Consider the following 25,457-nt stretch of genomic DNA (forward strand, 5'->3'; position numbering starts at 1 on the left):
CCCGGGTGCACGCGCCGCCGCCGTCCGTAGCCCGCCACCCGCCACCCGTCGTCCGTGGGCATAACGAAGTGGGCGCCCTCGGAAACCGAGGGCGCCCACTTCCTACGTGCGCCGCCAGGGACTCGAACCCCGGACCCGCTGATTAAGAGTCAGCTGCTCTAACCAACTGAGCTAGCGGCGCGCGCTGACGAAAGAAATACTACCTGGTCGAGAGGGGTGCTCATGACCACCTGCCGAGAGTGCCCCACCCCGATCAAATCGCCAACGACAGCAGGACCGGCGCGGCCTTGCGGTTGAGGGTGTCGGCGGCCTGGCGGAGGCGGTGGGCGTGTTCCAGGGGCATCGACAGGGCGAGGCAGCCCACCGTCGAACCGGCCGTGATCGGTACGGCGGCGCAGACCGTGCCGACGGCGTACTCCTGGAGGTCCAGGACGGGGACCGTGGGCGGCTGGCTGTCGAGCTTGTGGAAGAGCACCTTCTCGTTGGTGATCGTCCGGGACGTGAGCCGCGCGGTCTTGTGGCGTGAGAGGTGGTCCTTGCGGCCGTCGTGGTCGAGCTGCGCGAGCAGGCATTTGCCGACCGCGCTGGCGTGTGCCGTGCGACGGAACTCGGCCCACTCGTTGACCTTCGGCGCCAGCGGCCCGTCGGCGTAGTGCAGGATCTTGACCTCGCCGTCGATGTACCGGCTGATGTAGACCGCCGCACCGACCGAGTCCCGCAGCTGGTCGAGGGTGAGCTGCAGCTTGTCGCGCAGTGCCTGCTCGCGGTTGCCGCCGGATCCCAGCAGCAGGAGCGATTCGCCGACGACGTACGCGCCGTCGGTGACCTGCTCGACGTAGCCTTCGCGCCGCAGCATCGACAGGAGGTGGGCCAGCTGGCCCGGGGACAGTCCGGTTTCCCGGGCGATCTGCACATCGGTCACGCCGTCGGCGTGCCTGGAGATCGTTTCGAGCACGCGCAGGGCGTACTGCACCGAATGGAACGGCGCGGTCGGCTCGGGCTTCAGCGCCACGGTGTCCCCCTAGCAGGTTGGTACCGCTTGCGTCGTCACCGCCGTCGGCAGGCCGGACGACGTCATGGACGACCGGTCCCGGACAACGGGGTGCTATCACGATAGCGGTCAACGGCCCTCGACGGAGGGGGTCTTGACCGAAAAGAGCCGGGCTTCGGTTTTCTGTACTGCGGCTTGAGACTCTGGCATATGCCAAGGTCACGAAGCCGAGCCCCCGGGGTGGGATCGTCCCGGTGGCGCCCGGTCACCCCCGGGGCCGGCGGGGGAGGGCCCCGGGAGCGCGGGGAGAGCGATGGTATTCGGCCAACTCATGGCCGGTTGAGGGTTCGTTGCAGGCCACAGGCGGGGCGGAGCGGGCCGGCGGGGCCGTCAGCGGTGCGGCGGGGGTGCCCGACGCGGCGTCAGGCGGCCCCGCCGGCCCGTCGGACCGGCGGGGCCGGCGAGGTGCTCAGGAGGTCCTGAGCATCTTCTCGTCGCTGGTCCACTTGATCTTGTTGCCCTTCCATGTGCTGACGTACCACAGGAAGACGTGCTTCTCGGCCATCTGGCGGTCGAAGTTGCAGACCTGCCAGCCGCCCTTGTAGTTGCCGTAACAGCGGTAGCCGGGCTGGCCGTTGGAGTTGACCGTGCCGCGGACCTCGACCCGCAGGCCGTCCTTGAGGGTGTCCTTGATCCAGACCCGGTCACCCTTCGCCCGGAAGCAGGCCATGCCCGCCTGCTTCCGGCCGTTCGAGACGGTGTTGCAGTAGGGGTCGAACTTGGTGGACCGGCCCGTCGGCTTCGCCTTCTGGCTGTAGACCTTCTTCTGGGCGTGGACGTCGCTGCCGGTGGCCGAGGCGGCGCCCGGCAGGGCGCCCACCAGGGCGGTGGCGGCGAGCGCGGCCCCCGCGGTGCCCGCGATGATCCTGCGCATGCGTATCTGCCTTTGCTGGTCGTGAGGTGGTGGTCGGCAGTTCGTGAGGTGCTGGTCGGCAGTCGGTGGTCAGCGGCCGGTGGCCGGTGGCCGGGTCGTGCGCCGCGGCGGGCTCAGCCGTAGAGCGGCTTGCTCCACACGGTCTTGTGCAGGCCCTTGCCCCACGAGGCGGTGACCTTGGTGCGCCACTTCTGCACGGGCATGTCGTCCTTGACCTCGCGGGTCGACTTGAAACAGGACCTGCCGTGGCTCTCGCAATGCGCCGTCGCCATTTTCTTCTTGCCCTTGTAGAGGGCAACGGTGAACTTGGTGTAGGCGGGCTTGTAGTTGCACTTGATGGCGCCGCTGCCGAACTTGTCGGTCTTCCGGTCGACCCGGTCGGTGTAGGCGGAGACCTTGCAGTTCTTCTTCTGCACCGCGGCCCCGTGGTCCGCGGCAAGGGCGGTGCCCGACGCCATTCCCGTCGTCCCCAGAATGCTCACGGTGGCGGCACTCACGAGGAGTGCGCGGGCTGCCTGGTGAACGCGCATCTGTATCCCCCTTCGGTTGTTCGTCGGCCGGGACGGGGACGAGCCGCACGAGGAAATCCCGGTAGGGGTCCGGAATTCCCTCGGCGGCGTCCCCGCCGGTGAATCGCCTTCAGTCTTGGACAGACCGGCGAGGTGGCCAATGTCGGGTCGATGTCAGTTCGCTGACGGATTCCGGGCCGGGGGCGCGAGCCGCAGGCCGTAGCCGCGGACCGAGGCGATGCAGACGTCGACGCCGGCCTGTTCCAGCTTCCGGCGCAGGCGGCGTACCGCACTGTGGATCACCGTGGTGTCCACCCCGCAGGACGCTCCCCAGACGTCCCTGACGAGTTGCGGGAACGACACCACGCCGGTGCCCTCGCGGGCGAGGCGGGCCAGCAGCCCGGTCTCCTGGGCGGTCAGTGCCAGCGGGACGCCGTGCCACAGCGCCCGTTGTTCGTCCGGCCGGATCTCCAGATGGCCGGCCCGGAGCGGGGCCGGACGCCGGGGCGCGCTTGCCTGCGGTTCGCCGTCCATCAGGCGTCTGGCCTGGTCCAGGTCGCGGACGAGGAGGACCGGCAGATTGCTGTGCAGCAGTTCGTTGAGGTGCTCGACGTCGTCGACGGTGTCGGCGACGACCACCGCGTAGGCGTCCGGGTGGCGGACCGGCGGCTCCTGGGTGTGCGTGCTCACATCAGCTCCTCGGGAATGCACCAGGAGGGAAATCGGGCCGGGCGGGGCGGGTCGTGCCGGATGTTCTTCGCCGGCCGCCGACTGATGTGGCGAGAAATGAGACGTCCACGTCTCCACTGTCCTTCCCATGCAAAAGGGACCCCGTCGCAATTTCTGCGGACAGACACCTGGGACGGACCGACTCCGTTCGTCCACCCTGGTCATGGGGTGGCGTCAGGTGCGTCCGCAGGCAGTGCTGGAACGGTAGACGTTAGACGTGTTTTCGGCCATAGGCCGGGGACTTGAGGAACTGTTGAGCCGAGCGCGCCGGGCCGGCCCGGGCGATATTGCGGGATTCGGCGGGCAAGGGTGCCGGTGGGTGGAAATGGGAAAGGTGGTGCGCCCCGGAGATACGGGGCACACCACCTGAAGGCGGCGCCGGTCACCGGGTTTTCACAAAACCTCCCGGTGCGGTGCGCAGCGCGGTCACAGCACGGCGCTCAGGAATTCCCGGGTGCGTTCGTGTTCCGGCTCGCTGAAGATCTGCTCCGGCGGGCCGAATTCGATGACCCGGCCGGAGTCGAACATCATCACGCAGTCGGAGATGTCCCGGGCGAAGTTCATCTCGTGGGTGACGCACAGCATGGTGATGTCCGTGGTGTGGGCGATGTCGCGCAGCACGTCCAGGACCCCGGCCACCAGTTCCGGGTCGAGGGCCGAGGTGACCTCGTCCAGCAGCAGCACCTGGGGACGCATCGCCAGGGCGCGGGCGATCGCGACCCGCTGCTGCTGGCCGCCGGAGAGCTGGGTGGGGTACTTGTCGAGGTGCTCGGTCAGGCCGACGAGGTCGAGCAGTTCGCGGGCGCGCTCCTCGGCGGCGTCCTTGTCGAGGCCGAGGACGTGCACCGGTGCCTCGGTGATGTTCCGGAGCACCTTCATGTTGGGGAAGAGGTTGAACTGCTGGAAGACCATCCCGATGTTCTTGCGTACCTCGCGGATGTGCTTCTCCCCGGCGGGGACGAGCTTGCCGGCCTTCTCCTCGTGGGTCAGGAAGTGCGGACCGACCTTGATGGTGCCCTCGTCCGGCTTCAGCAGCGTCATCAGCAGCCGCAGGATCGTGGTCTTACCGGATCCGGACGGGCCGATGAGGGTGACGTGCTTGCCGGAGTAGACGGTCATGTCCAGCGAGTCGAGCACGGTGTGGGTGCCGAACCGCTTGGTGACGCTGTCGAAGCGGATCAGTTCGGCGTCCGTCCCGGTCTGCGTGCGGGAGGGGCCCCCGTCCGCGGGGCCGGCCTGGTCGTTCGGCGGTGTGCGGTCAGCGGACAAGACGACGCTCCAGGGCTCGCAGGAGGAGGGAGGTGGGGTAGGAGATGACCACGAAGAGGATGCCGACGACGGTGATCGGCTCCAGGTAGTCGAAGGTGGTGGCGCTGATGCTGTTCGCCTGGAAGAGCATGTCGGCGACGGTGATGCCGGCCAGCATCGGCGTGTCCTTGAACATCGCGATGACGTAGTTGCCGAGCGCGGGGACGACCCGGCGGAAGGCCTGCGGCAGGATCACCGCGATCCAGGTGCGCCGGCGCGGCAGGTTCAGGGCCGTGGCCGCCTCCCACTGGCCGGGCGGGACGCCGTCGATGCCGGCGCGGTAGACCTCGGAGGTGTACGTCGAGTAGTGCAGGCCCAGGCCGATCACGCCGGTGGTGAGCGGCGCGAACGTCAGGCCCCAGCTCGGCAGCACGAAGAACAGGAAGAACAGCTGCACCAGCAGCGGGGTGTTGCGGATGAACTCGACGACGATGCTGACCGGCCAGGTCACCCAGCGGCTGCCGGAGCGCAGCAGCAGCGCCCAGACCAGTCCGAGGGCGAACGAGACGAGCGAGCCGTAGATCGTCGCCTGGACGGTGATCCACAGGCCCGCCAGGAGGTCGGGCATGATGTCGCCGACGTAGCTCCATGACCAGTTGTTCACGGCTTTCCTCCGGTGGCCAGCGCCTCGGGTCCCTGCTGTTCGACGGGCAGTTTGCGGGAGAACCAGCCCTCGCCGCGGGGCACCGCCCGGCCGACCGAGGCCTTGGCGCGGCGTTCCAGCAGCCGCATGATCCGGGTCACCACGAACGCGACCACGAAGTACAGGACGAGGATGATGCCGTAGACCTGGGCGCTCTGGCCGGTCGACAGCCGGGCCAGCTTGGCCTGGAACGTCAGCTCACCGATGGACAGCAGCGAGGCCAGCGCGGTGCCCTTGAGCAGCTCGATCAGCAGGTTGTTGAACGGCGGCATCATCTCGGGCACGGCCTGCGGCAATATCACCTTCCGCAGCCGCTGCCAGGGCGAGAAGCTCAGCGCGATGGCCGCCTCCCGCTGGGCGGGCGCCACCGCCTGAACGGCGCCGCGGACGATCTCGGAGCCGTACGCGCCGTACGACAGGCCGAGCGCCAGGGTGCCCGCCCAGATGCCGGCGAGCTGCCAGCCGAGCAGGGGCAGCGCGAAGAACAGCCAGAACATCAGCACCAGCGCCGAGGTGCCGCGGAAGAATTCGACGTAGACGCCGGACAGGAAGCGCACGATCCAGAAGCGGGAGGTGCGGGCGAGGCCGATGCCGAAGGCGACGGCGGCGGCGAGGGCGGCGCTGTAGACCATCAGCTGGATGGTGATCCACAGCCCTTTCAGGAAGAGTTCCCACAGCGCAGAGGTCACTTTTTGCAGAGCTCCTTCGCCGTGAGGTCGGTCATGAACTCCTCGGTGAATCCGTAGGGTTTGGCGATGCGCAGGAGTTCGCCGCTCTTCTTCATCTTGTGAAGTTCGCGGTTGAAGGCGTCGCGGAGTTTCGTCTCGCCGATGCGGAAGCCGTAGCCGCCGCCGTCGCGCTGGAGTTTGCCGTCGACCTTCGGGGTGAAGGGCGGGGTCATCTCGACCTTGGGGTGCTGGCCGGTCTTGAGCGCCTCGATCATGGTCAGGGCGGTGCCGGCGAAGCAGTCGATGCGGCCGGCCTCCAGGGCTTCCATGCCGGCGATCTGGTCGCCGTAGGTCTGGATGTCGCCCTTCCGTACGCCGTTGCCGACCGCGTAGTCGATTTCCGCGTAGCCGATTCCGGTGCCCATGCGGAGCCCGCGCTTGGCGACGTCCGGATAGTCCTTGATCTTGTGCGGATTTCCCTTGGCGACGAGGAAGGCGTCCTTCGACTCGTAATCCGGGTCGGAGAACAGCACGGCCGCGCAGCGGGCCTTGTTGATGAACATGCCCGCGACGATCACGTCGTACTGGAAGGAGTGCAGTCCGGGCACCAGGGCGCCGAATTCGACGGGCACCGGCTCGAAGTGCCGGACGCCGAGCCGCTGGAAGATGGTCTTGGCGACGGCGGGAGCCTCGCCGGTCAGCTGGCCCTTGCTGTTGATGGAGGCGTAGGGCGGCTCACTGGCGATACCCATCCGGACGGTGCCCTTGCTGCGCAGGTCGTCGAGGAGGTGTCCGCCGTCGGTCGCGCCGCTGATGTCGACCCGGGAGCAGCCCGTGGTCGCTCCGAGGGCACCCGCGCCGAGCGCCGCCACCCCCGCGAGCAGCGATCGGCGGCGGATGCCGCGTGGCAATGTGCCGGTCATTTTTGAGGTGTTCCATGGTGGTGGAGCCATGGGCGCGCGGCTACCCGAACGCCCGGCAGATATGCCGATCGTTTCCGGCCCTTGATGCAAGCCCGTCCGGGGCGTGTCCGTTCATGTTCGCTGCTGGTCCCAACTGTTCCGTACGCCGGTATTGCCCCCCTACGATCTGAGCATGACCGATCGCTTCATCGAAGTCTCGTTGGACAAGCGCGGCGTCAGCTGCACGGCCAAGTTGCTCGACGACCGCGCTCCGATCACCTGCGACGCCGTGTGGGACGCCCTCCCGCTCGGCGGCGACGTCTACCACGCCAAGTACGCCCGCAACGAGATCTACGCCCTCGTCGAGCCGTTCGCGCCGGAGGAGCCGCCGCTGGAGAACCCGACGATCACCCCGATCCCCGGCGACCTGTGTTACTTCACCTTCAGCGACACCCAGTTGGCCACCGCCTCCTACGGGTACGAACGCGGGGCCAAGCACCGCGGCCGCGCCACCGTCGTCGACCTGGCGCTGTTCTACGAGCGCAACAACCTGCTGATCAACGGTGATGCGGGCTGGGTGCCGGGCATCGTGTGGGGCAGCGTCGTCGACGGCCTGGACCGGATGGCGGACGCCTGCCAGGACCTGTGGCGGGCCGGCGCCCTGGGGGAGACCCTCTCCTTCCGGCGCGCCTGAGGGACCGTCGCAGGCCGGCGCTCCTACGGGGCCGGGGGTGCGGGGATCGCCGCGGCTCCCGCCTCGTAGAGGGCGTGCGCGGCGCGCAGCACGAGCGCGTCCGCATGCCGTGCGCCGACCAGCTGCACGCCGATCGGCAGCCCGTCCCCGTCCACCCCGCACGGCACGGTCGCCGCGGGCTGCTGGGTCATGTTGAACGGGTAGGTGAACGGCGTCCAGCCGGTCCAGCGGGTGTGGCCGGACCCGGCGGGCACCTCGGCGCCCGCCTCGAAGGCGGTGATCGGTTCGGTCGGGGTCACCAGCAGGTCGTAGGTGTCGTGGAAGCGGCCCATCGCCTGCCCCAGCGCCATCCGCATGTCGACCGCCGCCAGATAGTCCAGCGCGCTGTATCCGGCGCCCTGCGCCACGATCTCGGCGAGGCCCGGGTCGAGCAGCGCCCGGTCCGCCTCGTCGAGGTGCTCGACGACCCGGGCCGCCCCGCTGAACCACAGGACGTGGAAGGCCGCCACCGGGTCCGCGATGCCCGGGTCGGCCTCCTCGACGTGCGCACCGAGCCCGGCGAGCACCTCCACGGCCGACCGGACCGCGGCCGCCACTTCGGGGGCCACCGGCACGTCCCAGCCCAGTGTCGGGCTGTAGGCCACCCGCAGTCCGGCGACCGGGCCGGTGAGCGCCGCCCGGAACGAGCCCGTGGCGGGCCCGAGCTGGGACCAGTCCCGCCAGTCCGCGCCGCTGATCACGTCCAGCATCAGCGCCGCGTCGGCCGCGTCGCGGGTCATCGGCCCGACGTGCGCCAGCGTCCCGAACGGGCTCGCCGGATACAGCGGCACCCGCCCATAGGTCGCCTTCAGCGCGAAGATCCCGCAGAACGACGCCGGGATGCGCACCGATCCGCCGCCGTCGGTGCCCAGGCTCAGCGGCCCGGCGCCCAGCGCCACCGCCGCCGCGCTGCCGCCGCTGGACCCGCCCGAGGTGCGCCGCGGATCGTACGGATTGCCGGTCACCCCGTGCCGCGGCGAGTCGGTGACGCCCTTCCAGCCGAACTCCGGGGTGGTGGTCTTGCCGAGGAACACCGCGCCGGACTCCCGCAGCCGGGCCACCGACGGCGCGTCCTCCCGCCACGGCCCCTCGGCCCGTACCGTCCGCGAACCGCGCAGCGTCGGGGTGCCCCGGGTCAGGATCAGGTCCTTGACGGTGACCGGCACCCCGTCCAGCGGCCCGGCCGGCGCCCCGCGGCGCCAGCGTTCCGCCGACTCCGCGGCCGCCGCCAGCGCCGGTTCCGCGTCGATCCGGGTGAAGCAGTTCGTGGCGGCCTGGGCGGCCTCGGCGCGTTCCAGGGCGGCCCGGGCGGCCTCGACGGGGGTGAACTCGCCGGCGGCGTAGCTGGCCGTCAGACGGGTGGCGGTGAGGTCGGCGAGGTGGGTCGGTTCGGTGGTCATCCGTCCTCCGAGCGTCGGCCGCCCCCGGTGGGACGGCGGGCGGGGGCGGGGCCGGCCGCGCCGGGCGGCGGGCGGCCCGCGCCGTCACTGCACCGGCACGTACCCGAGCCGTTTGTCGACCACGTTGGCGAGCGGCTCGCCGGCCGCCCAGCGGTCGAAGTTGTCCTGGAACTGCTCGGCCAGCGCGTCCCGCCAGCCCAGGGTGTCGCCGCTCATGTGGGGCGAGACGATCAGGTGCGGCACGTCCCACAACGGGCTGTCCGCGGGCAGCGGCTCGTTCTCGAAGACGTCCAGCGCGGCCGCCGCGATCCGCCACTCGCGCAGCGCCGCGATCAGGTCCGGCTCGACGACCAGGGGCCCGCGCCCGACGTTGACGAACCGGGCCCGCGGCGGCATCAGGTCGAACGCCGCCTTGCCGAACAGGCCCCGGGTGGCGTCGGTCAGCGGCGCCGCGCAGATCACCCAATCCGCGTGCGGCAGCAGCCCGTTGAGCGCCTCACCGGCGTGCACGAGCCCGAAGTGCGGATCGTCCGGACGCTCGCGGCGGCCGACCAGATCGACCTTGACACCCAGTGCCAGCAGGGTGCTGCCGATGGCCCGGCCGATCGGCCCGGAGCCGACCACCACGGCACGGGTGCCGGCCAGCCGCAGCGTCTCGCGGTGCTGCCAGCGCCGCTGCCGCTGGAGCTCCCAACTTCCGTAGAAGTCCTTGGCCATGGCGATCACCAGGCCGGCGACGTACTCGGCGATGGGCTGCTCGAAGACGCCCCGGGCGTTGGTCACCACCGTGTCGTCGGCGACCAGCGCCGGGCACAGCAGCTGGTCCACGCCGGCGCTCGCGGTGTGCACCCAGCGCGGTTTCGGGCCCCGCTCCGGCCACGCCTCGCGGATGGCCTCGGAGGTGAAGTCCCAGGCCAACAGCACGTCGGCGGTGGGGAGTCGGCCGGCCAGCCCGGCCTCGTCGGTGAAGATCACCCGCGCTCGGCCGGTCAGCCGGTCGAGCGCGGGCGGCGGGTCGGATCCGAGGACGAGGACGGTGCTTTCGGACATGGTCAGGAAACCGTTTCGAAACGAGTGCCCACTTCACTGGAACAGGGCGCCGACAGATGCCTGAGATGCGAGGATTGACCACGCTAAGAAGTCGTATCTACCGTGTCAACAACGGCTCTGTCCCGACGTCCCGGCTTGCTCCGGCTGCACTTCCACCACGGCCACCGGCCTGGTCATTCCAGCCCTTCGTTGCTTCTAGGGGCCTTCAATGGACGTCTCTTTTCTGGGTGGCCCCCAGCCTCAGCTCGGTGTGGGCGTTGTCGCCCCTTTTGACTTCGCGCTCGACCGCGAGCTGTGGCGCTGGGTGCCCGACGACGTGTCCCTCCACCTCACCCGAACCCCCTTCGTGCCCGTCGAGGTGAGCCTCGATCTGGCCCGGCTGGTCAGCGAGCACGAAACGCTGGACGCTGCCGTCCAGGCGCTGTGCGCGGTGTCCCCGCAGGTCATCTGCTACGCCTGCACCTCCGGCAGCTTCGTCGGCGGACTGGCCGGCGAGCGGGCGATGTGCGCCGCCATGGCACAGGCGGGCGACGTGCCCTCGCTCACCACCTCCGGCGCACTGCTGGAGGCGCTGCGGGAGATCGGCGCACGGCGGATCGCCGTGGTCACCCCGTACACGAAATCGGTCACCGACTCCCTGGAGGACTACCTCGGCGAGGGCGGCATCACGGTCACCGGCCGCGCCTACCTCGGCCTGACCCGGCACATCTGGAAGGTGCCCTACCGCGACGTCGTCGACATGGCCCGGGCGGCCGTCGTCGGTTCCGCCGACGCCCTCTTCATCAGCTGCACGAACCTGCCGACGTACGACGTCATCCCGCAGCTGGAGGCGGAGTTGCGGATGCCGGTGCTGTCCGCCAACCAGGTGACGATGTGGGCGGCGCTGCGCGCCATCGGGGTGCCGGCGGTGGGACCGTACCAGGCCCTGCTCGATCCGGTGGCGCGGCGCGGACCGGCCGCGATGACCGGCTGGGAGCCGCCGCGTGCGCCGGACGGCGGGCCGCGGGCGACCCCGGAGGCCGCGTTCGCCGGACCGCCCGCACCCCCCGACGGCGAACCGGACGGCGTCGAGCCACCCCATCTGCCGCCCGAGGATCCGGGCCTGCTGCCCCCGGTTTGAGGTCGGTCCGAACCCGGCCCACCACCGTGCCGAGGATGCCGCCGGCGACTCCCGTGGCGCCGGCCGCGCTCCTGCCCCGGCTCACCGCCCGCCCCGACCCCGCGCACCACCCGGCACCCGCAGCCGCACACGCAAGGGAGACCCGCATGGCAACGGTCGGCTTCCTCTACCCCGGCCACTCGGCGGAGGACGACTACCCCCGGCTCGAAACGCTCCTGGGCGGCGCGGTCCGCCTGCCGCTCGTGCACACCGACATCGGCGAGGACGCCCACCGGGCCGACGCGCTGCTGGAGATGGGCTCCGCGACCCGGCTGGCGGCCGGCGTCGACGAGCTGAAGGAACGCGGCGCCCAGGCCGTCGTCTGGGCCTGCACCAGCGCCAGCTTCATCTACGGCTGGGAGGGCGCCCACGACCAGGTCCGCGAACTGTCCGCCACCGCCGGCCTGCCCGCCTCCAGTACGTCCTTCGCCTTCGCGCACGCCCTGACGGCGCTCGGCGCCCGCCGGGTGGCGATCGCCGCGACGTACCCGGACGACGTCGCCGAGTACTTCCGGGCGTTCTTGAAGTCCGCCGGTGCGGAGGTGGTCTCGACCCGCGGCAGCGGCATCATCACCGCCGCCGAGGTCGGCACCTGGGGCAGCGAGGAGGTCCTCGCGCTCGCCCGCGCCGGCGACCACCCCGACGCCGAGGCCGTACTGCTCCCCGACACCGCCCTGCACACCGCCGCCCATCTGCCCGCCCTCGAAGCGGAACTGCGCAAACCGGTGCTCACCGCCAATCAGGTCACGGCCTGGGAGGGCCTGCGCCTGCTGGACCGGCAGCTGTGCCGCCCGGCCCTGGGCACGCTGTTCGCGCGGCCGGCGGAATAACTGGAGTTGCTCTCCGGTTGTCGCTGCGGCAGACCCGGCGACACGAGGAGAGGACCCGCACCGTGAGCGGCGAAGACGACAACCGGACCGGCGGCCCGACGCAGCACGACGACGGCGACGGAATACGCGGCACGGCCCGCGGCAGCGCCCCCGTGCCGCTGTCCGTGCTCGACCTGGTGACGGTCGGCGCCGGGCACACCGCCGCCGGCGCCGTCCGCACCGCCGTCGACCTCGCCCGTACGGCCGAACGCCGCGGCTTCCACCGCTACTGGGTCGCCGAGCACCACTCCATGCCCGGTGTGGCCTCCTCCTCACCCGCGGTGCTGCTCGCCCACCTCGCCGCCCACACCGAACGCATCCGGCTCGGCTCCGGCGGCATCATGCTGCCCAACCACGCCCCGCTGGTCATCGCCGAGCAGTTCGGCACCCTGGAGGCGATGGCCCCCGGCCGGATCGACCTGGGCCTGGGCCGCGCACCGGGCACGGACGGCGCCACCGCCGCGGCCCTGCGGCGTTCCGACGGCCTGCACGAGGATGCGGATCAATTCCCGCAGCAGCTGTCCGAGTTGACCCGCTTCCTCGACGACTCCTTCCCCGACGGCCACCCGTACGCGCGGATCCACGCGGTCCCCGGCCCGGTGCAGGCCACCTCGCCCGGCGGCGTCCAGTCCCCGCACCGCCCGCCGCTCTGGCTGCTGGGCTCGTCCGGCTTCAGCGCCCGGCTCGCCGGCTCGCTCGGCCTGCCGTTCGCCTTCGCGCACCACTTCTCCGCGGCCAACACCCTTCCCGCGCTCGACCTCTACCGCGCCTCGTTCCGCCCCTCCGAGGTCCTCGCCGAGCCGTACGCGCTGATCGGCGTCTCCGCGCTGGCCGCCGAGGACGAGCGGGAGGCCCGACGCCAGGTCATGACCGGCGCGCTGGCGATGGTCCGGCTGCGCACCGGCCGCCCCGGCCTCGTCCCCAGCCCCGAGGAGGCCGAGGCGTACTCCTTCAACGAGCTGGAGCGCGGCTTCGTCGACAACTGGCTGTCCAACGTCGTCCACGGCACCCCCGACGCGGTCCGCCAGGGCCTCGACGACCTCGCCAAGCGCACGGGCGCGGACGAGCTGATGATCACGTCCAACGCGCACGGGCCCGCGGCGCGGGTCCGCTCGTACGAGCTGATCGCCGACGCGTACGGCTTCGCCGGCTGAGGCTGCCTCCCACGTTGTCGGCTGGCCCGCCGTGGGGGTTGCTGTTCTTCCGCCTTCGGCGGGCGTGGGGGTTGGGCCGGGGGCGCCTGGTGGGTGGTGGGTTTCGGGTTCGGCCCTCCGGCGCCTGTTGTGTGGACTGCTGACGCTTTACGTCCACACAACAGGCGCCTCCGGGCCGCACCCTTGCGTCCGGTGGGGCGCCCCCGCCCGGGGAGGGGTTGAGGGCCGGGTTCGGCCGCGCCTCGGGCGCGGCCGAACCCGGCCCTTGCGGACAGCAACCCCCGCGGCGGGAAAGCCGACAACGTGCGGCGCTAAATGAAGAGCGCCGCGACCCGATCCGGCGCTACGGGTCTGGAGTAGAGCCACCCCTGCCCCGTGTCGCAGCCGATGCGGCGGAGCCGCTCCGCCTGTTCGGCGCTTTCGACGCATTCGGCGGTGACCGTGAGCCCGAGGCGGTGGGCGAGTGCCACCAGGGCCTCGACGATCATCTCGTCGGCCGGATTGGGGTGTTCCTGGGAGCGGAACCCGCGGACGAACGACCCGTCGAGCTTCAATACGGAAACCGGGAGGCGGCTGAGGTAGGCGAGGTTGGAGTAGCCGGTGCCGAAGTCGTCGATGGCGATCCGTACGCCCATGTCGCTCAGCGCCTGGAGGGCCTGGAGCGGGCGGCCGGCGGAGCCCATCACCGCCGACTCGGTCAGTTCCAGCTGGAGCAGGTGCGGCGGCAGCCCGGTCTCGGCGAGGATCCCGGCCACGTCCGCGACCAGGTCGGAGTCCCATACCTGACGTACGGCCACATTGACGCTGACGAACAGCGGCCGGCCGCCGGGGTGCGCCAGTTGCCAGGCGCGGGCCTGGTGGCAGGCGCGTTCCAGCACCCACCGGCCCAGTTCGACGATCGCGCCGTTCTCCTCCGCCAGCGCGATGAACCGATTCGGCGAGAGCGTCCCGAACTGCGGGTGCCGCCACCGCACCAGCGCCTCGACGCCCTGCGCCCGGCCGTCCCCCAGTCCGACCAGCGGTTGGTACTCCAGGGTGAATTCGCCGCGGTCGACGGCCGGGCGCAGGGTGCTGGAGAGGGCCTGCCGGGTCATCCGGTGGGCGTTGCGCTCGGGGTCGAAGAGGGTCCAGCGGGCCTTGCCGTCCTCCTTGGCCCAGTACAGCGTGGTGTCCGCGGCCTGCATCAGGCCGGTCGCGGTGGTGCCGCCGGCGGCCCGTTCCACCACGCCGATGCTGGCCGACACCGACAGCCGCTGCCCGGCCAGGTCGAACGGGCGCTGCAGCGCGTCCAGCACGCACTGGGCCAGCTCGGCCAGCTGGTCGGTGCCGGTGGAGTCCTCCACCAACAGGGCGAATTCGTCGCCGCCGAGCCGCGCCACCAGATGGCCGGGGCGGCCCGCACCGCGGTCGTCGTCGGTCTCCGCGCAGCGCATCAGCCGCTGCGCCACCGCGCTGAGCAGCCGGTCGCCGACCCGGTGCCCGAGGGTGTCGTTGACGGCCTTGAAGCCGTCCAGGTCGAGGTAGCAGAGCCCGATCCGGCCGGTGCCGGTCGCGTCGAAGGCGGCCGTCTCCAGGGCGGCGGCGAGCCGCTCGAAGAACAGCGCCCGGTTGGGCAGCCGGGTCACCGGGTCGTGCATCTGCAGGTGCCGCAGCCGGGCGAGCAGGTCGTGGCGGTCGCTGATGTCGGCGACCGACAGCAGCATCCGCTCCTCGCCGCTGAGCGGTTCCGGAGTCAGCGGCTCGACCGTCACCTCCACCCATACGGAGTGCCCCTCGGGGTGTTTGAGGCGCCGGGTGCAGCGCAGCCGGTCGCTGCGGCCGCACAGCACCTCGCGGTAGGCGGTCCACACCCGGGGGTCGGCGCCCAGGTCGGTGAGGTCCGCCGCGGTCGCCGCCACCAGGTCGGCGGGGTCGGCGCCGACCAGCTCGCCGAAGGCGGGGTTGGCGGCCAGGACCAGTCCGTCGCGGTTGAGCACGGCCATCGCCAGGCGCCCCGCGTGGAAGGCGGCGCGGTAGTCGCCGAGGGAGGCGGCGGAGTCGTCGTGGCGGCCGGCCGCGGCGGGCCGGGCGTCGCCGGATTCTTTGGGGGTGCCGTTACGTTCCGTCACTGAGGGCAGCGTCGCTCCGGGCGTGCGGCCCGGGCCGTCGGGGTGTCCGCTCACTGCTCGCTCCCGCTTGGCGCTTGTCTCGTGATGGAGGGGGGATCCCGCGCTGGAAAGTGTGGCGATCATAGAGGCTGGCACGAGGGCCGATCCAGCGACGCAGCCGTGCTCCCCGGCCCACATGACGGAACTTCAGCCATTTCTGCCCGGCTCTGTTCGCGGCGATTGCCCTGTTGGTCGATTGTGACTGTCCGTTACGGCACGGCGGAGACGCGCCGGTCACTCGTCCGGGCCCCGGAAACAGGACGAATAGCATTAAATCGCCACAGGGTAGATGAGGTCCCCGAATCCGTCCCTGGAGGTACGAGTGCCGCGCGCCCGGATGCCCGACGGGGGCGACCGCCGTCGCCTGCGGCGCCTGGCGGCGATCCTCACCTCGCTGAGCGCACTGATCGCCACGTCCATCGTCGCCGGGCCCGCCACCGCCTCCGAGGCCGCCCTCCCCTGTGCGCTGGGCCGCAGCGAGGCCCATCACTCCGAGGGCCTGGACAACTGGAACGGCTCGTACACCCGCCCGGACCGCCCGCTCGACGCGGTGATGATCTACCTCTCCTTCCCCGACTCCCGGCCGGCCGCCACCCCGCAGGCGCTGGCCCGCGACTACTTCCCCGCCACCTCCGCCTTCTTCGAGCGCGCCTCCTACGGCCGCTTCCGGCTGCGCCCGCACGTCCACCACCCCTGGGTGCGGATGCCGCGCTCGTCCGTCGCGTACGGCATACGGCGCGACTGGGACGCCGGGCGGCGCGCGGCCTATCTGCGCGACGCGGTCGCCGCCGCCGATCCCTCGGTGGACTTCGGCCGCTACGACGTGGTCTATTTCGTCGCCGATCCGGAAGCGCCCGGCGTCGATTCGGACGCCACCAAAGTGGTCAACCTCGATCAGCCGATGCACGCCGACGATCACGAGCTGCGCCGGTTCGTCACCGTCTTCGAGCAGAGCCCGCCGGACCGCAACGTCCTCGCGCACGAGACCGGTCATGTTTTCGACCTGCCCGATCTGTACCACCGGCCGCAGGGCGGCAAGGGTGACTGGGACACCTATGTGGGGGACTGGGACCTCATGGGCAGCCAGTTCGGACTGGCGCCCGACCCCTTCGCCTGGCACAAGTGGAAGCTCGGCTGGATCGCCGACAACCAGGTTGACTGCGTCGACCTCGCGCGCCCCGGCCTGTACTCGCTCCGGACCCTGACCGCCCCCCTCGAACCCCGCGGCCACCGCCGCCCGCGGCTGCTGGTGCTCCGTACCGGCCCCGACAGCGCGCTGGCCATCGAGGCACGCAGTGCCCAGGGCAACGACCGCGCCCTGTGCAGCGAGGGTGTCCTCGCCTACCGCGTCGACAGCGCGATCGCCTCCGGCTCGGGCCCGGTCCACGTCCTCGACGGCCATCCCGCCACCTCCGCCTGCTGGGGCACCTCCGTCTACCCACCGCTCGCGGACGCGCCCCTCGGCGTGGGGGAGAGCATGGACGACGCCCGGGACGGCGTACGGATCCAGGTGGCCGGACGGACCGGCGACGGCGACTGGGCGGTCAAGATCGGCCACGGCTGACGGCCGGGCGCATCGGCCCCGGCCCATGACGAAGGCCCCCACCTGAGGTGAGGGCCTTCGACCGTCTGTGCGCCGCCAGGGACTCGAACCCCGGACCCGCTGATTAAGAGTCAGCTGCTCTAACCAACTGAGCTAGCGGCGCCTGCTGACGGGGAAAACATTAGCATCCTGATCGGGGAGGACAAAAATCGGTTTCCCACGGGCCTGGGCCGACCCCGAATCGCGGGGCTGACCTGCGGCTTCCGCTGCCTCCCCGGCCGTCGGGCGGGCCGCGCGGACACAGGCCCACAGCAGCACGTCCGGCCCCGGCAGCCAGGGCCGGCGGACGTCCGGCGCCACCAGCCACCGGGAGCCCGCGACGGAGTCGTCGTCGGCCGGCGCGGTGATCGGCTGCGGCGCGGTACGCGGGCGCGTACGGGCGGCGGGGGCGGGGTGCGGGTGCAGCGGCGGGATGGTCACCGCGTCCCCGCTGCCGTGGCACAGCAGCGGCGGGACGGCCGCCGCCCACTCCTCCCAGACCAGCAGCGCCGGCAGCCGCTGGGCGGTGCCCGGCGCCGCGAACAGCAGGATCCGCCCGCGGTGCGCGGCCACCGGCCCGGAGCCGGGGCCGGCCGACCACAGCCGGTCCACCATCCGCCGCCCGAACAGCGCCGGGGCGTTGATCACGTCGAAGGCCGTCCCGCACGGCAGCACGCTCGGCGCGTCCGGGTGCAGCGCCCACAGGGCGTGCATGTCGTCCGGGTGGGGGCTGGCCGAGGCGAGCCAGTCGGCGCCGGCGAGGGTGACGTACGACGTGGCGTGGTGGGCGGGGGTGCGCGGGAGGTCGGGCAGCCGGTCACTCATGGGGACAGGTCTACCGATACGGCCCTTACCGGCTCGGCTGATTGCCGGAAATCGGGACAGCGCGGCACAGGACCCGGTACCTTGCCCCTTCGCATATGCCAGCGGCTCATGGTTGGTGACCATGAGCCGTCGTGGGGCGTCTGTGGTGGATGTGAACGAGCGGACGGGTCGGTCCGCGACGGTCGGTCGACGGGCGGAATCAGGGCAGGGACAGGGGCAGGGTCAGTCCATGTCGCCGAGCAGCGTGCTGCCGCTCCGCATCAGGCTGCGGCCGAACTCGATCATCTTCTGCGCGTAGTCCTCGGTCCACTCGGCCTGCTCCGCCAGCACGGCCAGCGGCAACCGGTCGAACCGGCTCGGGTCGGCCAGCTGGGCGGCGGCCAGCGCCTGGAACTCCGTGGCGCGGTCGGCCGCGGCACGGAAGGCCAGGGTCAGCTCCGTCGCGCGGCTGAGCAGCTCGCGCGGGTCCTCTATCGACTCCAGGTCGAAGAAGTGCTCGGGGTCGGCAACGGCCTCGGGTGGTTCGAAGAGCAGCTGCGCGGGCTTCATGCGCCGTGGCCTCGGTGCCGTACCACGGGGGTCGGGAGCCGGTCGCGGCTCGGACATGTACGTACCTCCAGATCGTGTGCCGCATTCCATTGTCCCGCCTCGCGCAAGTGCGCCCTGGGGCGTGAGGTGCACGGAGGGGACACCGGGTGTCAAGGCCGCCAGGCCACCCGGTGCTCCTGAAGGTGCGCGAGGACGGCGTGGTTGGCCTCCCAGCCGTCCGGGAACTTCACCGTGACGCCCAGGCTGACCGGCTCGGTCGAGGGGTGCTCGTCGAGGAGGTCCGCGACGCCGGCCCGGCAGACCACGATGCAGGCGTGGCGGTGCCGGGAGGCGAGCACGCACAGCCGGCCGGTCTCCAGATGGAACGCGGTGGCGTCGGGGCGCCCGGAGAGCGGGTGCAGGACCACCGTCACGTCGAACTCGCGGCCCTGGAGGCGGTTGGCGGTGTCCACCGTGACGTCGGACACGCCCAGCTCGGCCAGGGCGGCGCGGACCGCGGCGGCCTGGTCGCGGTGGGCCGTGCCGACCGCGATCCGGGCGGCGGTCAGCGGCGTCGGCTCCGGCGCGTGCTCACCGCTCGCCGCGCCGCCGCGGTCCAGCAGCCGCCGCACCACCAGGGCCACCGCCCGCACCGCCTCCGGGTCCGTCCGCGGCGTACGGCGGGCGGGCAGCTCCAGCAGGCCCCACCCGGACTCGGCGGCCTCGTCCAGGACCCGGTCCACGCCCGAGCCGTCGCCCGGCACCCCGAACGCCAGCCGGCGCTCACCGGGCCCGGTGCCGCTGCGGAACGGCGTGTACGGGTAGAACGCGGCGGAGACCAGGGGCGCGGCCGAGGCGGGCAGCCGCCAGGAGACCGGCAGGCGGTGCTGCGGCAGGTCGGGGTTGTGGGCCAGGAGGGTGGAGACGGCGCTGGCCGACGGGTCGTACGTCAGCCCGGCCCACTGCTCGGCGCCGACCACGCTGAACGGGTCCAGCTGGCCGGGGTCGCCCACGAACAGCGCCCGCTCGAAGAGCCCGGCCACGCTCAGCAGCGCGTCCGACCGCATCTGGTACGCCTCGTCCACGATGGCGTGCCGCCACGGCTCCTCGACCTTGGTGTAGGCCCACTTCGCGGCCGTCGAGACCACGACGTCCAGCCCGGCCAGATCGGCGATCTTCGCGGACGTGCGGACCGCCGGCAGTTCGGCCAGCGCCGGGTCGAACGCGCCGGGCTCGCTGCTGTGGAGCCGGCCGACCGGCAGCTCGGGGTCCTTCTCGGCGAGCCGCAGCACCAGGTCGTCGACCTGCGCGTTGGTCTGCGCGACGATCATCAACGGGCGCCCGGCGGCGGCCAGTTCGCGGGCCGCGCGGACGACCAGGGTGGACTTGCCGGCACCCGGCGGGGAGTCGACGACGACGCCGCGGCGGGTGCCGTGCAGCGTGTCGCGCAGGATCGCGTCGGTGGCCGCCGCGGCCGCCACGGAGGGATCGGCGTCCCGGGCGCCGGCGGCGGTGGGGGGCGGGTCCTGAAGGGCCGTCATTCCGCGGTGACCTCCCAAGGCGTGGCGGACGGGTCGGTCCGGGGGCGGGTGCGGGTGCGGGTCACAGGAAGTCCTCCGGGGTCACCGGGTCGGCGGTCTCGGACGGGGTGTCCGTGGTGGCGGAGGGCGGTCCGCCGTGGGTCCACGGGATGTCCTCCGGGTCCGGGAGCTCCGGGCCGCCGCGCGGGGCGTGCTCGAACAGCGTCCAGCAGACCCGGTCCGCGGGCTCGGGCACGGAGCCGGGCTCCGGGGTGCGGCCCCGGCCCATCCCGCCGGTCAGCCGCACCACCAGCACCTCCGGCTCGCCCGGCGCGTACGCCACGAACTCGGCGGGCTGGGTCCGGCCGTCGGCCAGCGGGCGGTAGAGCTTGGCGCCGCCGGACAACAGGGGGCGGTCGGCGGTGCGCAGCGTCACCAGGGGGCGCGGCATCGGGCGCTTGCCCTCGGACATCGCCATCTCCACGGCGGTCACCGTGCCCTCGAACGCTTCCCCGGCGAGCCGGCGGCCCGCCATCACCAGCGGGTCGTCCAGCGCCTCCTGGGCCTCCAGCTGCGCCTGCGCGGTCTCCCGGGCGGACAGCTTCTGCGCGGCGGTGACCGCGTCGTCCCGCCGGGGCTGCGGGGGTTCACCGGCCCGCACCCGGTCGCGGTGCGCCGTGTACGACCAGCGGTCGCGCTTCCAGCGGTCGGCGACCCGGGCGCCCTCGGGCAGCGCCCGCAGCAGGTCGATGCCGCGCCACACGGCGTCCCAGGTCGGCCGCAACTGGCCTTCGAGCAGGGCGCGCAGCTCCTCCTCGGCGCCCGGCAGACCGGCGTCGTAACGGGCCATCGCGGGTGCGAGCAGGCGGTTGTCGAACGCCGGGTCCGTGGCCGGCCCGGCCGGCGGGCACCGCAGCTGGCCGTCCGCGTCGCGCGCCGACTCGGCGAACTCGGCGGCCTCCTGGCCGGACCTCCCCGGCGGCGGGTCGATCCAGGCGAGCAGCGCCCCCAGGTGCTGGTCCTCCAGCACGCTCTGGCCGGTCGCCCAATGGCGGGCCAGCAGACCCGTCATGGGCAGCAGCAGACCGGCGCCGGGGACCCGCGCGCGCTCGCCGAAATGCGTCAGCCAGCGGCCCAGCAGCGGGACGTGCGGCGGCGCCGGATGGGGTGCCTCCGGATCCTGCTCGGCCGTCCGCCGGAACCGCATCGAGCGGCCCAGCAGCCGGACGTACTCCACGCCGGCCGCGCTGGGGACGATCAACTGCGGTGCGTCCGCGCACAGTTCGACCTGCACCGGGACCTTCTTGCCGGTCTCCGGGTCGGTCTCCTTGCGCTCCTCCCACTCCACGGCGTCGGCGAAGCCGTCCACGTACGGCAGCACGGTCTCGGCCAGCTCGGCCAGGAACGCGAACCGCAGATCGCGGTTGCGCGGCTGCGGGACGGCCAGCAGGGCGGGCTTCTCGCGGTCCGTGCCGACCAGCGCGCCCAGCGGGGCACCGGCCTCACCCGCGGTCGTCAACGGCACGAGGACCAGCGGGTTTTCGGAGAGGTGGCGGTGCCGGACCGTGCAGCGCGGGCGGGCGCGCCCGGCGGCCACCGCCTCCATCCGGGCCAGCGTCTCGATCAGCGACATCTACGCCTCCTCCGCTCGCGGACGGGGCACACAGGGCTCTTCCGCCGGTGTCTGCGGTACGTGGGGCCCTTCCGCGGGTGTCTGCGGTACGGGGGCGGCCGCCGGTGTCTGCGGTACGGCGGCGGCCGCCAGTGCTTCGGCGCGCAGCGCGGCGGCCCGGCGCAGGGCCAGGACGGCCGGATCGTCGGGGCCGGTCGGGTCGTCGCCCCGGTCGCCGGCCGGGTCCCCGGGGCGGGCCGCCGCCAGCACCTCCTCGATGGTGCGCAGTCCGCCCAGCTCGCCCCGGACACCGCGGCCCAGCGCCTCCACCGCGCCCTCCCGGCGGGCCTGCTTCCGGCAGTGGAAGGCCAGCTCGCAGGCGGCCAGGCACTCGGGGGCGTAGGCCGCGCCGACCGCACCCACGGCCGCGGCCAGCTCTTTCGCCGGGCGGGTCGGGGTCTTCCCGTCGTCCGCCATCCGCAGATCGAAGGTGGTCCCCTCCGGGAGCGCGGCGGCGATCTCCTCGACCCGGGTGAGCCGGCCCAACTGCCGCCGGGTCGTGGACAGTTGCTTGCGGACGTCGACGGCCGCGGCCGTGGGGAGGTTCGAGAAGTCCTTGGGGCACACCAGCAGCACCCGGTCGCGGACCCGCACCGCGCGGCCCGTGTGCGCGGCGGCGTGCGCGGCGACCGGTTCCAGGGCGAGCACGTACACCGCCGCCTGGCGGGCCGCGGCGCCCACCTTGGCGGCGTCCGCCGAACCGTCGATCATCGGGAAGGACTTGATCTCCACGACCGTCCAGCTGCCGTCCGGATGCACCACCACCGCATCCGGCTCCACATAGGCGGGCGAGCCGGCCACGTCGACCGCCAGCATCGGATGGTCGAGCAGCGTCCACCCGCCGGCCGCGGTCGCCTCGCGCAGCGCCAGCGCCGTACGCGCCGCGCGGCCCTCCGGCCCCGCCGCGGACAGGTCCGGCGCGGCTGCCGCCCCGGGCTCCTCCGGCTCGGGCGGCGGGCTCCCCGGGTCGAGCCGCTCCCGCACCAGCCGCAGCAGCTCCGCGCCGCCGTCCGCCTTCACCCGGGCCTCGAAGGCGTTGCCCCGCACGAACGCGAACTGCGACTGCCCGTACCCCGCCGGCGAACCGAGGGCCCCGGCCAGCGCGCCCTTGTCGACGCCCGCACCGTCCAGCAAGGCCCGGCGCCGGCAGCCGGGATTGGCGGCCAGCGCGGCGAGCGCCCGGGCATCGAGCGACCGGGGGCGTACGCCGGGACCGCGCAACTCGCTGAGCCTCTGACGCAGGCTCGAAGACGGCAGCGCCTGCCCCGCCGGAGGACCGGTCGCCACGGCTCGACTGTCGCGGAAAACGTTCACCTGCCGAAGTCTCGCATCCGGGACTGACATCCGGGACGGGCATCGGGTACGGGGCTGGCGCGACGAAGGGCTGGCGCGGGACGGGGCGGGGCCGGAGGTCTCCCCCGCCCCCTCCCCCTCTCCCCCTTCGGGGGAGGGGGCGGGGGGTGGGTTCGGGGGTGGGGGGAAGCGGAGGCGCAGCGAGTGCCCACCGGGGGGCCAGGGCCCCCGGGGGGGGCGAGGGGGCCCCGGTGAGCGTGGGGTCCGCCGGTGGGCGACGGGCCCGCCGGTCGGCGTGGGGCCCGCGGGTCGGCGTCGGGTCCCCGGTGGCCGAGGCCCCCGGGGTGGGCGAGGGTCCCCTCCCCCCGGGTGCGCGAGGGACCCCCTGGTGCGCGAGGGTCCCTGGATGCGCGAGGGGCTCCGGGTGGGCGTGCGGTCCCCCGTGGCTGAGGTTCCCCGGTTGGGTCGCCGAGGTCCCCCCGGTTCGCGAGCCCGATGTGCCCCGCCCCCGAGCGCGGACAAAACGCCCCATGGGCGATGATGGAAAGCCCGCGGTCAATGCCGCCCGCGCCGAACGATGATGAGTGAGTGGCCGAGTGATCGGCGAAAGGTGCGACCCATGGCAGCGCGCATAATCCTGGCCCGGCACGGGAAGACCGAGTGGTCCGTTTCCGGCCGGCACACCGGGCGTACGGACATCCCGCTGCTGGACGGGGGCCGTCGCGGCGCGAAGCTGCTGGGGGAGCGACTGCACCATGCGCCCTGGGACGGCCTGCCGGGCGTCGAGGTCCGTACCAGCCCCCTGGTGCGCGCGAAGGAGACCTGCGAGCTGGCCGGTTTCGGTGACCGGGCGCAGGAGTGGGACGCGCTGATGGAGATCGACTACGGCGCGTACGAGGGGCTGACGCCCGCCCAGATCAAGGCGGCACGGCCGGGGTGGCTGATCTGGCGGGACGGCGTGCCCGAGGGCGAGTCGCTGGCCGAGGTCTCCGCGCGGGCGGACGAGGTCGTCGCCTGGGCGCGGTCGGCCGACCGGGACGTGCTGGTCTTCGCGCACGGGCACATCCTGCGCGCCCTCGGCGCCCGCTGGCTGGGCCTGGACATCTCGTTCGGCGCCCGCATCCGGCTGGAGCCGACGTCCCTGTCGGTGCTCGGCTGGGCCTACGGGGAGCCGGCGATCGAGCGCTGGAACGACACGGGCCACCTGGGCTGACCCCGGTCACCTCGGACCCGATCACCTCGGACCCGATCGCCTCGGACCGGGTCACCTCGGACCCGACCGCCGGTCGACCCGACGGCCGGCCCGCACACCGGCTCCCCCCGGCCCGCTAGTCCACGCCGACTGCGCCCATCGGGCCCATCGCCCCCACCGCCTCACCCTCCCGTTCCCCCGCACCCCTGCGCTCAGCCTCCCCCGCCGCCGCGTGCCGGGACAGGAAGTCGGCGACCGGGGGGAGGGTGTGGTGGGGGCGGAGGGTGTGGGCTGTGGTGGCGAGGAGGGTGCGGATGCGGGCGGAGCGGACCTGGGTGAGGAGGGTCAGGACGCGCAGGCCGGCCGCGGCGGCCTCCTCGGGGGCGCCGTCGGCGGCGAGGTCGGCGGCCAGTTCCGCGGTGAACAGCGCGATGTTGCGGGTGAAGTGCGGGTCCTGGAGGGCCACCGCGCGGTGCGCGTGCTCGGCGGCGCGTCCGGCGTCGCCGAGGGCCGACCAGCACTGCGCCTCAAGGCCCGACAGTTCGGCCTCGCCGTAGAACGTCATCCACTCGGGGTCGCCGTCCCGCGGCCCGGCGGCGAACAGCCGCTCGGCGCGGGCCAGGGCCTGTTCGCAGCCGGAACGATCGGCCAGCCCCGCCCAGCCGCCCGCCTCGCGCAGCGCCAGCAGGGACAGCAGCCGCGGCGAGGCGAGGTGCTTGGCGGCCTGCTGCCCGGCCTGTGCGGCGCGTACCGCCTCGCGCGGGCGGCCGGCGTCGCGGGCGAGGAAGGCGGTGTTGCAGAACGCGTGCGCCTCCAGGGCGGCGTCGCCGCAGACCCGGGCGGTGGCCAGCGCCTCGGCGTAGTGGGAGCGGGCGTCGTCGAAGCGGCCGGAGTCGTGGGCCAGCCAGCCGACGGAGATGGCGAGTTCACCGGCGCCGGCGTGCAGCCGGTCGGCGACCGAACGGTGCCGGACGTCGGCCTCCAGCAGGTCGTAGGCGGCGCGCAGCGGCTGGGTGGCGCGGTGGTAGATGCCCTCCGCGCCGTGCCGGTCGTCCAGCAGCCGGATGTGCCGGACGGCCTGTTCGACGGCGGTGGCCTCGGCCGCACCGGCGCGGCCGCCGGCGGGTGGGCGGGGCGGGGGCACCCGGTCGGATGCGGCGGCGGCAGCGGCTTCGATGGGGTGCAGGGCGGCGAAGCCCAGGGCTGCCGCCGGGCCGCCGGTGATGAACGCGCGACGCAGCACGTCGCTCTCCTCGCAGATCTGGATACGGGTATCGCGGTGGTCGGGGTCGGTTGCCAGGGGCGCGGCGCTGACCGCCGCCGTACGCGCCCCCCGTCCGCGTACCGCCTCGCGCGGCGCGAAGCCCATGTCGGGCAGCGTCAACCCGGGGAACATGTGCCGGAACACCCGCTCGTAGGCGTAGTTCGGACACCGGATCTCCCCGGACTCGACGCGCCCCACATAGCGGGCGTCGCACGAGACCTGCTCACCGATCTCACGGGCGGACCGTCGGACCGCCGCCGCGAACTCGCCCGGGGACAGCCGGCCGCGCAGCTGTCGGAAGGCGGTGTTCGGGCGGGCGGGTACGGTACGGGACGACGCTGATCGTGCTGCTGGCGACGCCATGGCGGACCCTCTCCGTGCCCTC

At 72.9% G+C, this 25,457-nt stretch carries 23 protein-coding genes and 2 tRNA genes; 6 read left to right on the forward strand and 19 right to left on the reverse strand.

Going from position 1 to position 25,457, the window contains the following annotated elements; all coding sequences use genetic code 11:
* Positions 1-107: 107 nt before the first annotated feature.
* The 9 genes from ACZ7MX_RS24450 to ehuB form a co-directional block, all read right to left on the reverse strand.
* Positions 108-181: transfer RNA gene (locus ACZ7MX_RS24450), tRNA-Lys, on the reverse strand.
* Between the two features lie 72 nt (positions 182-253).
* Positions 254-1,012 (reverse strand): IclR family transcriptional regulator, encoded by a 759-nt coding sequence (locus tag ACZ7MX_RS24455; RefSeq protein ID WP_030414003.1) that lies wholly within the window; start codon positions 1,010-1,012, stop codon positions 254-256.
* A gap of 448 nt (positions 1,013-1,460) precedes the next feature.
* Complete coding sequence (locus ACZ7MX_RS24460) at positions 1,461-1,925, reverse strand: hypothetical protein (RefSeq protein WP_472135329.1); 465 nt, start codon at positions 1,923-1,925, stop codon at positions 1,461-1,463.
* 113 nt (positions 1,926-2,038) lie between these two features.
* Positions 2,039-2,455, reverse strand: a complete 417-nt coding sequence (locus tag ACZ7MX_RS24465; protein ID WP_472135331.1) for a hypothetical protein — start codon at positions 2,453-2,455, stop codon at positions 2,039-2,041.
* Between the two features lie 153 nt (positions 2,456-2,608).
* Positions 2,609-3,124, reverse strand: coding sequence for a winged helix-turn-helix domain-containing protein (locus ACZ7MX_RS24470; protein WP_472135332.1), 516 nt, complete (start codon positions 3,122-3,124; stop codon positions 2,609-2,611).
* Between the two features lie 465 nt (positions 3,125-3,589).
* The gene (ehuA, locus tag ACZ7MX_RS24475) at positions 3,590-4,432 is read right to left on the reverse strand and encodes an ectoine/hydroxyectoine ABC transporter ATP-binding protein EhuA (RefSeq protein WP_472135334.1); all 843 of its coding nucleotides are present in this window, start codon (positions 4,430-4,432) and stop codon (positions 3,590-3,592) included.
* The gene (gene ehuD, locus ACZ7MX_RS24480; RefSeq protein WP_472135478.1) at positions 4,422-5,039 is read right to left on the reverse strand and encodes an ectoine/hydroxyectoine ABC transporter permease subunit EhuD; all 618 of its coding nucleotides are present in this window, start codon (positions 5,037-5,039) and stop codon (positions 4,422-4,424) included. The genes ehuA and ehuD overlap by 11 nt, the downstream gene beginning before the upstream one ends.
* Before the next feature lie 32 nt (positions 5,040-5,071).
* Positions 5,072-5,803 carry an ectoine/hydroxyectoine ABC transporter permease subunit EhuC gene (gene ehuC / locus ACZ7MX_RS24485; RefSeq protein ID WP_472135336.1) on the reverse strand — a complete coding sequence of 244 codons (732 nt, stop codon included), beginning with the start codon at positions 5,801-5,803 and terminating at the stop codon, positions 5,072-5,074.
* Positions 5,800-6,705 (reverse strand): ectoine/hydroxyectoine ABC transporter substrate-binding protein EhuB, encoded by a 906-nt coding sequence (gene ehuB, locus ACZ7MX_RS24490; protein WP_472135338.1) that lies wholly within the window; start codon positions 6,703-6,705, stop codon positions 5,800-5,802. Before ehuB ends, ehuC begins: the two co-directional genes overlap by 4 nt.
* Before the next feature lie 172 nt (positions 6,706-6,877).
* On the opposite strand from ehuB, the gene ACZ7MX_RS24495 reads away from it, so the two are divergent.
* A complete protein-coding gene (locus tag ACZ7MX_RS24495) occupies positions 6,878-7,378 on the forward strand; it encodes a DUF3830 family protein (RefSeq protein WP_472135340.1) in 501 nt (166 codons plus the stop codon).
* Between the two features lie 23 nt (positions 7,379-7,401).
* On the opposite strand, the gene ACZ7MX_RS24500 is transcribed toward ACZ7MX_RS24495, so the two are convergent.
* Both ACZ7MX_RS24500 and ACZ7MX_RS24505 read right to left on the reverse strand, forming a co-directional pair.
* Positions 7,402-8,817, reverse strand: a complete 1,416-nt coding sequence (locus ACZ7MX_RS24500; protein WP_472135342.1) for an amidase — start codon at positions 8,815-8,817, stop codon at positions 7,402-7,404.
* An 84-nt stretch (positions 8,818-8,901) separates the two neighbouring features.
* Positions 8,902-9,867 carry a D-2-hydroxyacid dehydrogenase gene (locus ACZ7MX_RS24505; RefSeq protein ID WP_472135344.1) on the reverse strand — a complete coding sequence of 322 codons (966 nt, stop codon included), beginning with the start codon at positions 9,865-9,867 and terminating at the stop codon, positions 8,902-8,904.
* A 208-nt stretch (positions 9,868-10,075) separates the two neighbouring features.
* On the opposite strand from ACZ7MX_RS24505, the gene ACZ7MX_RS24510 reads away from it, so the two are divergent.
* From ACZ7MX_RS24510 to ACZ7MX_RS24520, 3 genes are all read left to right on the forward strand, one after another.
* Positions 10,076-10,987, forward strand: a complete 912-nt coding sequence (locus ACZ7MX_RS24510; RefSeq protein WP_472135346.1) for a maleate cis-trans isomerase family protein — start codon at positions 10,076-10,078, stop codon at positions 10,985-10,987.
* A 146-nt stretch (positions 10,988-11,133) separates the two neighbouring features.
* A complete protein-coding gene (locus ACZ7MX_RS24515) occupies positions 11,134-11,856 on the forward strand; it encodes a maleate cis-trans isomerase family protein (protein ID WP_472135348.1) in 723 nt (240 codons plus the stop codon).
* A 62-nt stretch (positions 11,857-11,918) separates the two neighbouring features.
* A complete protein-coding gene (locus tag ACZ7MX_RS24520; RefSeq protein WP_472135350.1) occupies positions 11,919-13,049 on the forward strand; it encodes an LLM class flavin-dependent oxidoreductase in 1,131 nt (376 codons plus the stop codon).
* A 311-nt stretch (positions 13,050-13,360) separates the two neighbouring features.
* Here the strand turns inward: ACZ7MX_RS24520 and ACZ7MX_RS24525 are convergent, their stop codons facing one another.
* A complete protein-coding gene (locus ACZ7MX_RS24525) occupies positions 13,361-15,157 on the reverse strand; it encodes a putative bifunctional diguanylate cyclase/phosphodiesterase (RefSeq protein WP_472135352.1) in 1,797 nt (598 codons plus the stop codon).
* 328 nt (positions 15,158-15,485) lie between these two features.
* Between ACZ7MX_RS24525 and ACZ7MX_RS24530 the strand changes: the two genes are divergently transcribed.
* Complete coding sequence (locus ACZ7MX_RS24530; protein ID WP_472135353.1) at positions 15,486-16,760, forward strand: M6 family metalloprotease domain-containing protein; 1,275 nt, start codon at positions 15,486-15,488, stop codon at positions 16,758-16,760.
* Positions 16,761-16,828: 68 nt separating this feature from the next.
* Here ACZ7MX_RS24530 and ACZ7MX_RS24535 read toward each other — a convergent pair.
* The 6 genes from ACZ7MX_RS24535 to ACZ7MX_RS24560 all read right to left on the reverse strand — a co-directional run bounded on the left by ACZ7MX_RS24535 (position 16,829) and on the right by ACZ7MX_RS24560 (position 22,637).
* Positions 16,829-16,902 (reverse strand) — tRNA-Lys (locus ACZ7MX_RS24535).
* On the reverse strand, positions 16,893-17,603 hold the full coding sequence (locus tag ACZ7MX_RS24540; protein WP_472135355.1) for a bifunctional DNA primase/polymerase: 711 nt from the start codon (positions 17,601-17,603) through the stop codon (positions 16,893-16,895). Before ACZ7MX_RS24540 ends, ACZ7MX_RS24535 begins: the two co-directional genes overlap by 10 nt.
* A 222-nt stretch (positions 17,604-17,825) precedes the next feature.
* Positions 17,826-18,209 (reverse strand): hypothetical protein, encoded by a 384-nt coding sequence (locus ACZ7MX_RS24545; RefSeq protein ID WP_030414020.1) that lies wholly within the window; start codon positions 18,207-18,209, stop codon positions 17,826-17,828.
* 92 nt (positions 18,210-18,301) lie between these two features.
* On the reverse strand, positions 18,302-19,672 hold the full coding sequence (locus ACZ7MX_RS24550) for an AAA domain-containing protein (protein WP_472135357.1): 1,371 nt from the start codon (positions 19,670-19,672) through the stop codon (positions 18,302-18,304).
* Between the two features lie 61 nt (positions 19,673-19,733).
* Positions 19,734-21,284 carry a hypothetical protein gene (locus tag ACZ7MX_RS24555; protein ID WP_472135359.1) on the reverse strand — a complete coding sequence of 517 codons (1,551 nt, stop codon included), beginning with the start codon at positions 21,282-21,284 and terminating at the stop codon, positions 19,734-19,736.
* Positions 21,285-22,637 carry a hypothetical protein gene (locus ACZ7MX_RS24560; protein ID WP_472135361.1) on the reverse strand — a complete coding sequence of 451 codons (1,353 nt, stop codon included), beginning with the start codon at positions 22,635-22,637 and terminating at the stop codon, positions 21,285-21,287.
* A gap of 598 nt (positions 22,638-23,235) precedes the next feature.
* Here ACZ7MX_RS24560 and ACZ7MX_RS24565 point away from each other — a divergent pair.
* Entirely contained in the window at positions 23,236-23,829 is a 594-nt protein-coding gene (locus ACZ7MX_RS24565; RefSeq protein WP_472135362.1) for a histidine phosphatase family protein, read from the forward strand.
* Between the two features lie 115 nt (positions 23,830-23,944).
* Here the strand turns inward: ACZ7MX_RS24565 and ACZ7MX_RS24570 are convergent, their stop codons facing one another.
* Entirely contained in the window at positions 23,945-25,435 is a 1,491-nt protein-coding gene (locus tag ACZ7MX_RS24570; RefSeq protein WP_472135363.1) for a tetratricopeptide repeat protein, read from the reverse strand.
* Between the last annotated feature and the right edge of the window lie 22 nt (positions 25,436-25,457).

The organism is Streptomyces sp. NPDC107765 (assembly GCF_055657085.1).

What these genes read in the sequence shown, in the direction of transcription:
- ACZ7MX_RS24460 (WP_472135329.1), bottom strand. Translation starts at nt 1,925, where the DNA reads ATGCGCAGGATCATCGCGGGCACCGCGGGGGCCGCGCTCGCCGCCACC.
- ACZ7MX_RS24555 (WP_472135359.1), bottom strand. Translation starts at nt 21,284, where the DNA reads ATGTCGCTGATCGAGACGCTGGCCCGGATGGAGGCGGTGGCCGCCGGG.
- ACZ7MX_RS24510 (WP_472135346.1), top strand. Translation starts at nt 10,076, where the DNA reads ATGGACGTCTCTTTTCTGGGTGGCCCCCAGCCTCAGCTCGGTGTGGGC.
- ehuB (WP_472135338.1), bottom strand. Translation starts at nt 6,705, where the DNA reads ATGACCGGCACATTGCCACGCGGCATCCGCCGCCGATCGCTGCTCGCG.
- ehuD (WP_472135478.1), bottom strand. Translation starts at nt 5,039, where the DNA reads ATGCCCGACCTCCTGGCGGGCCTGTGGATCACCGTCCAGGCGACGATC.
- ACZ7MX_RS24545 (WP_030414020.1), bottom strand. Translation starts at nt 18,209, where the DNA reads ATGTCCGAGCCGCGACCGGCTCCCGACCCCCGTGGTACGGCACCGAGG.
- ACZ7MX_RS24540 (WP_472135355.1), bottom strand. Translation starts at nt 17,603, where the DNA reads ATGAGTGACCGGCTGCCCGACCTCCCGCGCACCCCCGCCCACCACGCC.
- ACZ7MX_RS24515 (WP_472135348.1), top strand. Translation starts at nt 11,134, where the DNA reads ATGGCAACGGTCGGCTTCCTCTACCCCGGCCACTCGGCGGAGGACGAC.
- ACZ7MX_RS24500 (WP_472135342.1), bottom strand. Translation starts at nt 8,817, where the DNA reads ATGACCACCGAACCGACCCACCTCGCCGACCTCACCGCCACCCGTCTG.
- ACZ7MX_RS24565 (WP_472135362.1), top strand. Translation starts at nt 23,236, where the DNA reads ATGGCAGCGCGCATAATCCTGGCCCGGCACGGGAAGACCGAGTGGTCC.
- ACZ7MX_RS24550 (WP_472135357.1), bottom strand. Translation starts at nt 19,672, where the DNA reads ATGACGGCCCTTCAGGACCCGCCCCCCACCGCCGCCGGCGCCCGGGAC.
- ACZ7MX_RS24505 (WP_472135344.1), bottom strand. Translation starts at nt 9,867, where the DNA reads ATGTCCGAAAGCACCGTCCTCGTCCTCGGATCCGACCCGCCGCCCGCG.
- ACZ7MX_RS24495 (WP_472135340.1), top strand. Translation starts at nt 6,878, where the DNA reads ATGACCGATCGCTTCATCGAAGTCTCGTTGGACAAGCGCGGCGTCAGC.
- ACZ7MX_RS24465 (WP_472135331.1), bottom strand. Translation starts at nt 2,455, where the DNA reads ATGCGCGTTCACCAGGCAGCCCGCGCACTCCTCGTGAGTGCCGCCACC.
- ACZ7MX_RS24530 (WP_472135353.1), top strand. Translation starts at nt 15,486, where the DNA reads ATGAGGTCCCCGAATCCGTCCCTGGAGGTACGAGTGCCGCGCGCCCGG.
- ACZ7MX_RS24570 (WP_472135363.1), bottom strand. Translation starts at nt 25,435, where the DNA reads ATGGCGTCGCCAGCAGCACGATCAGCGTCGTCCCGTACCGTACCCGCC.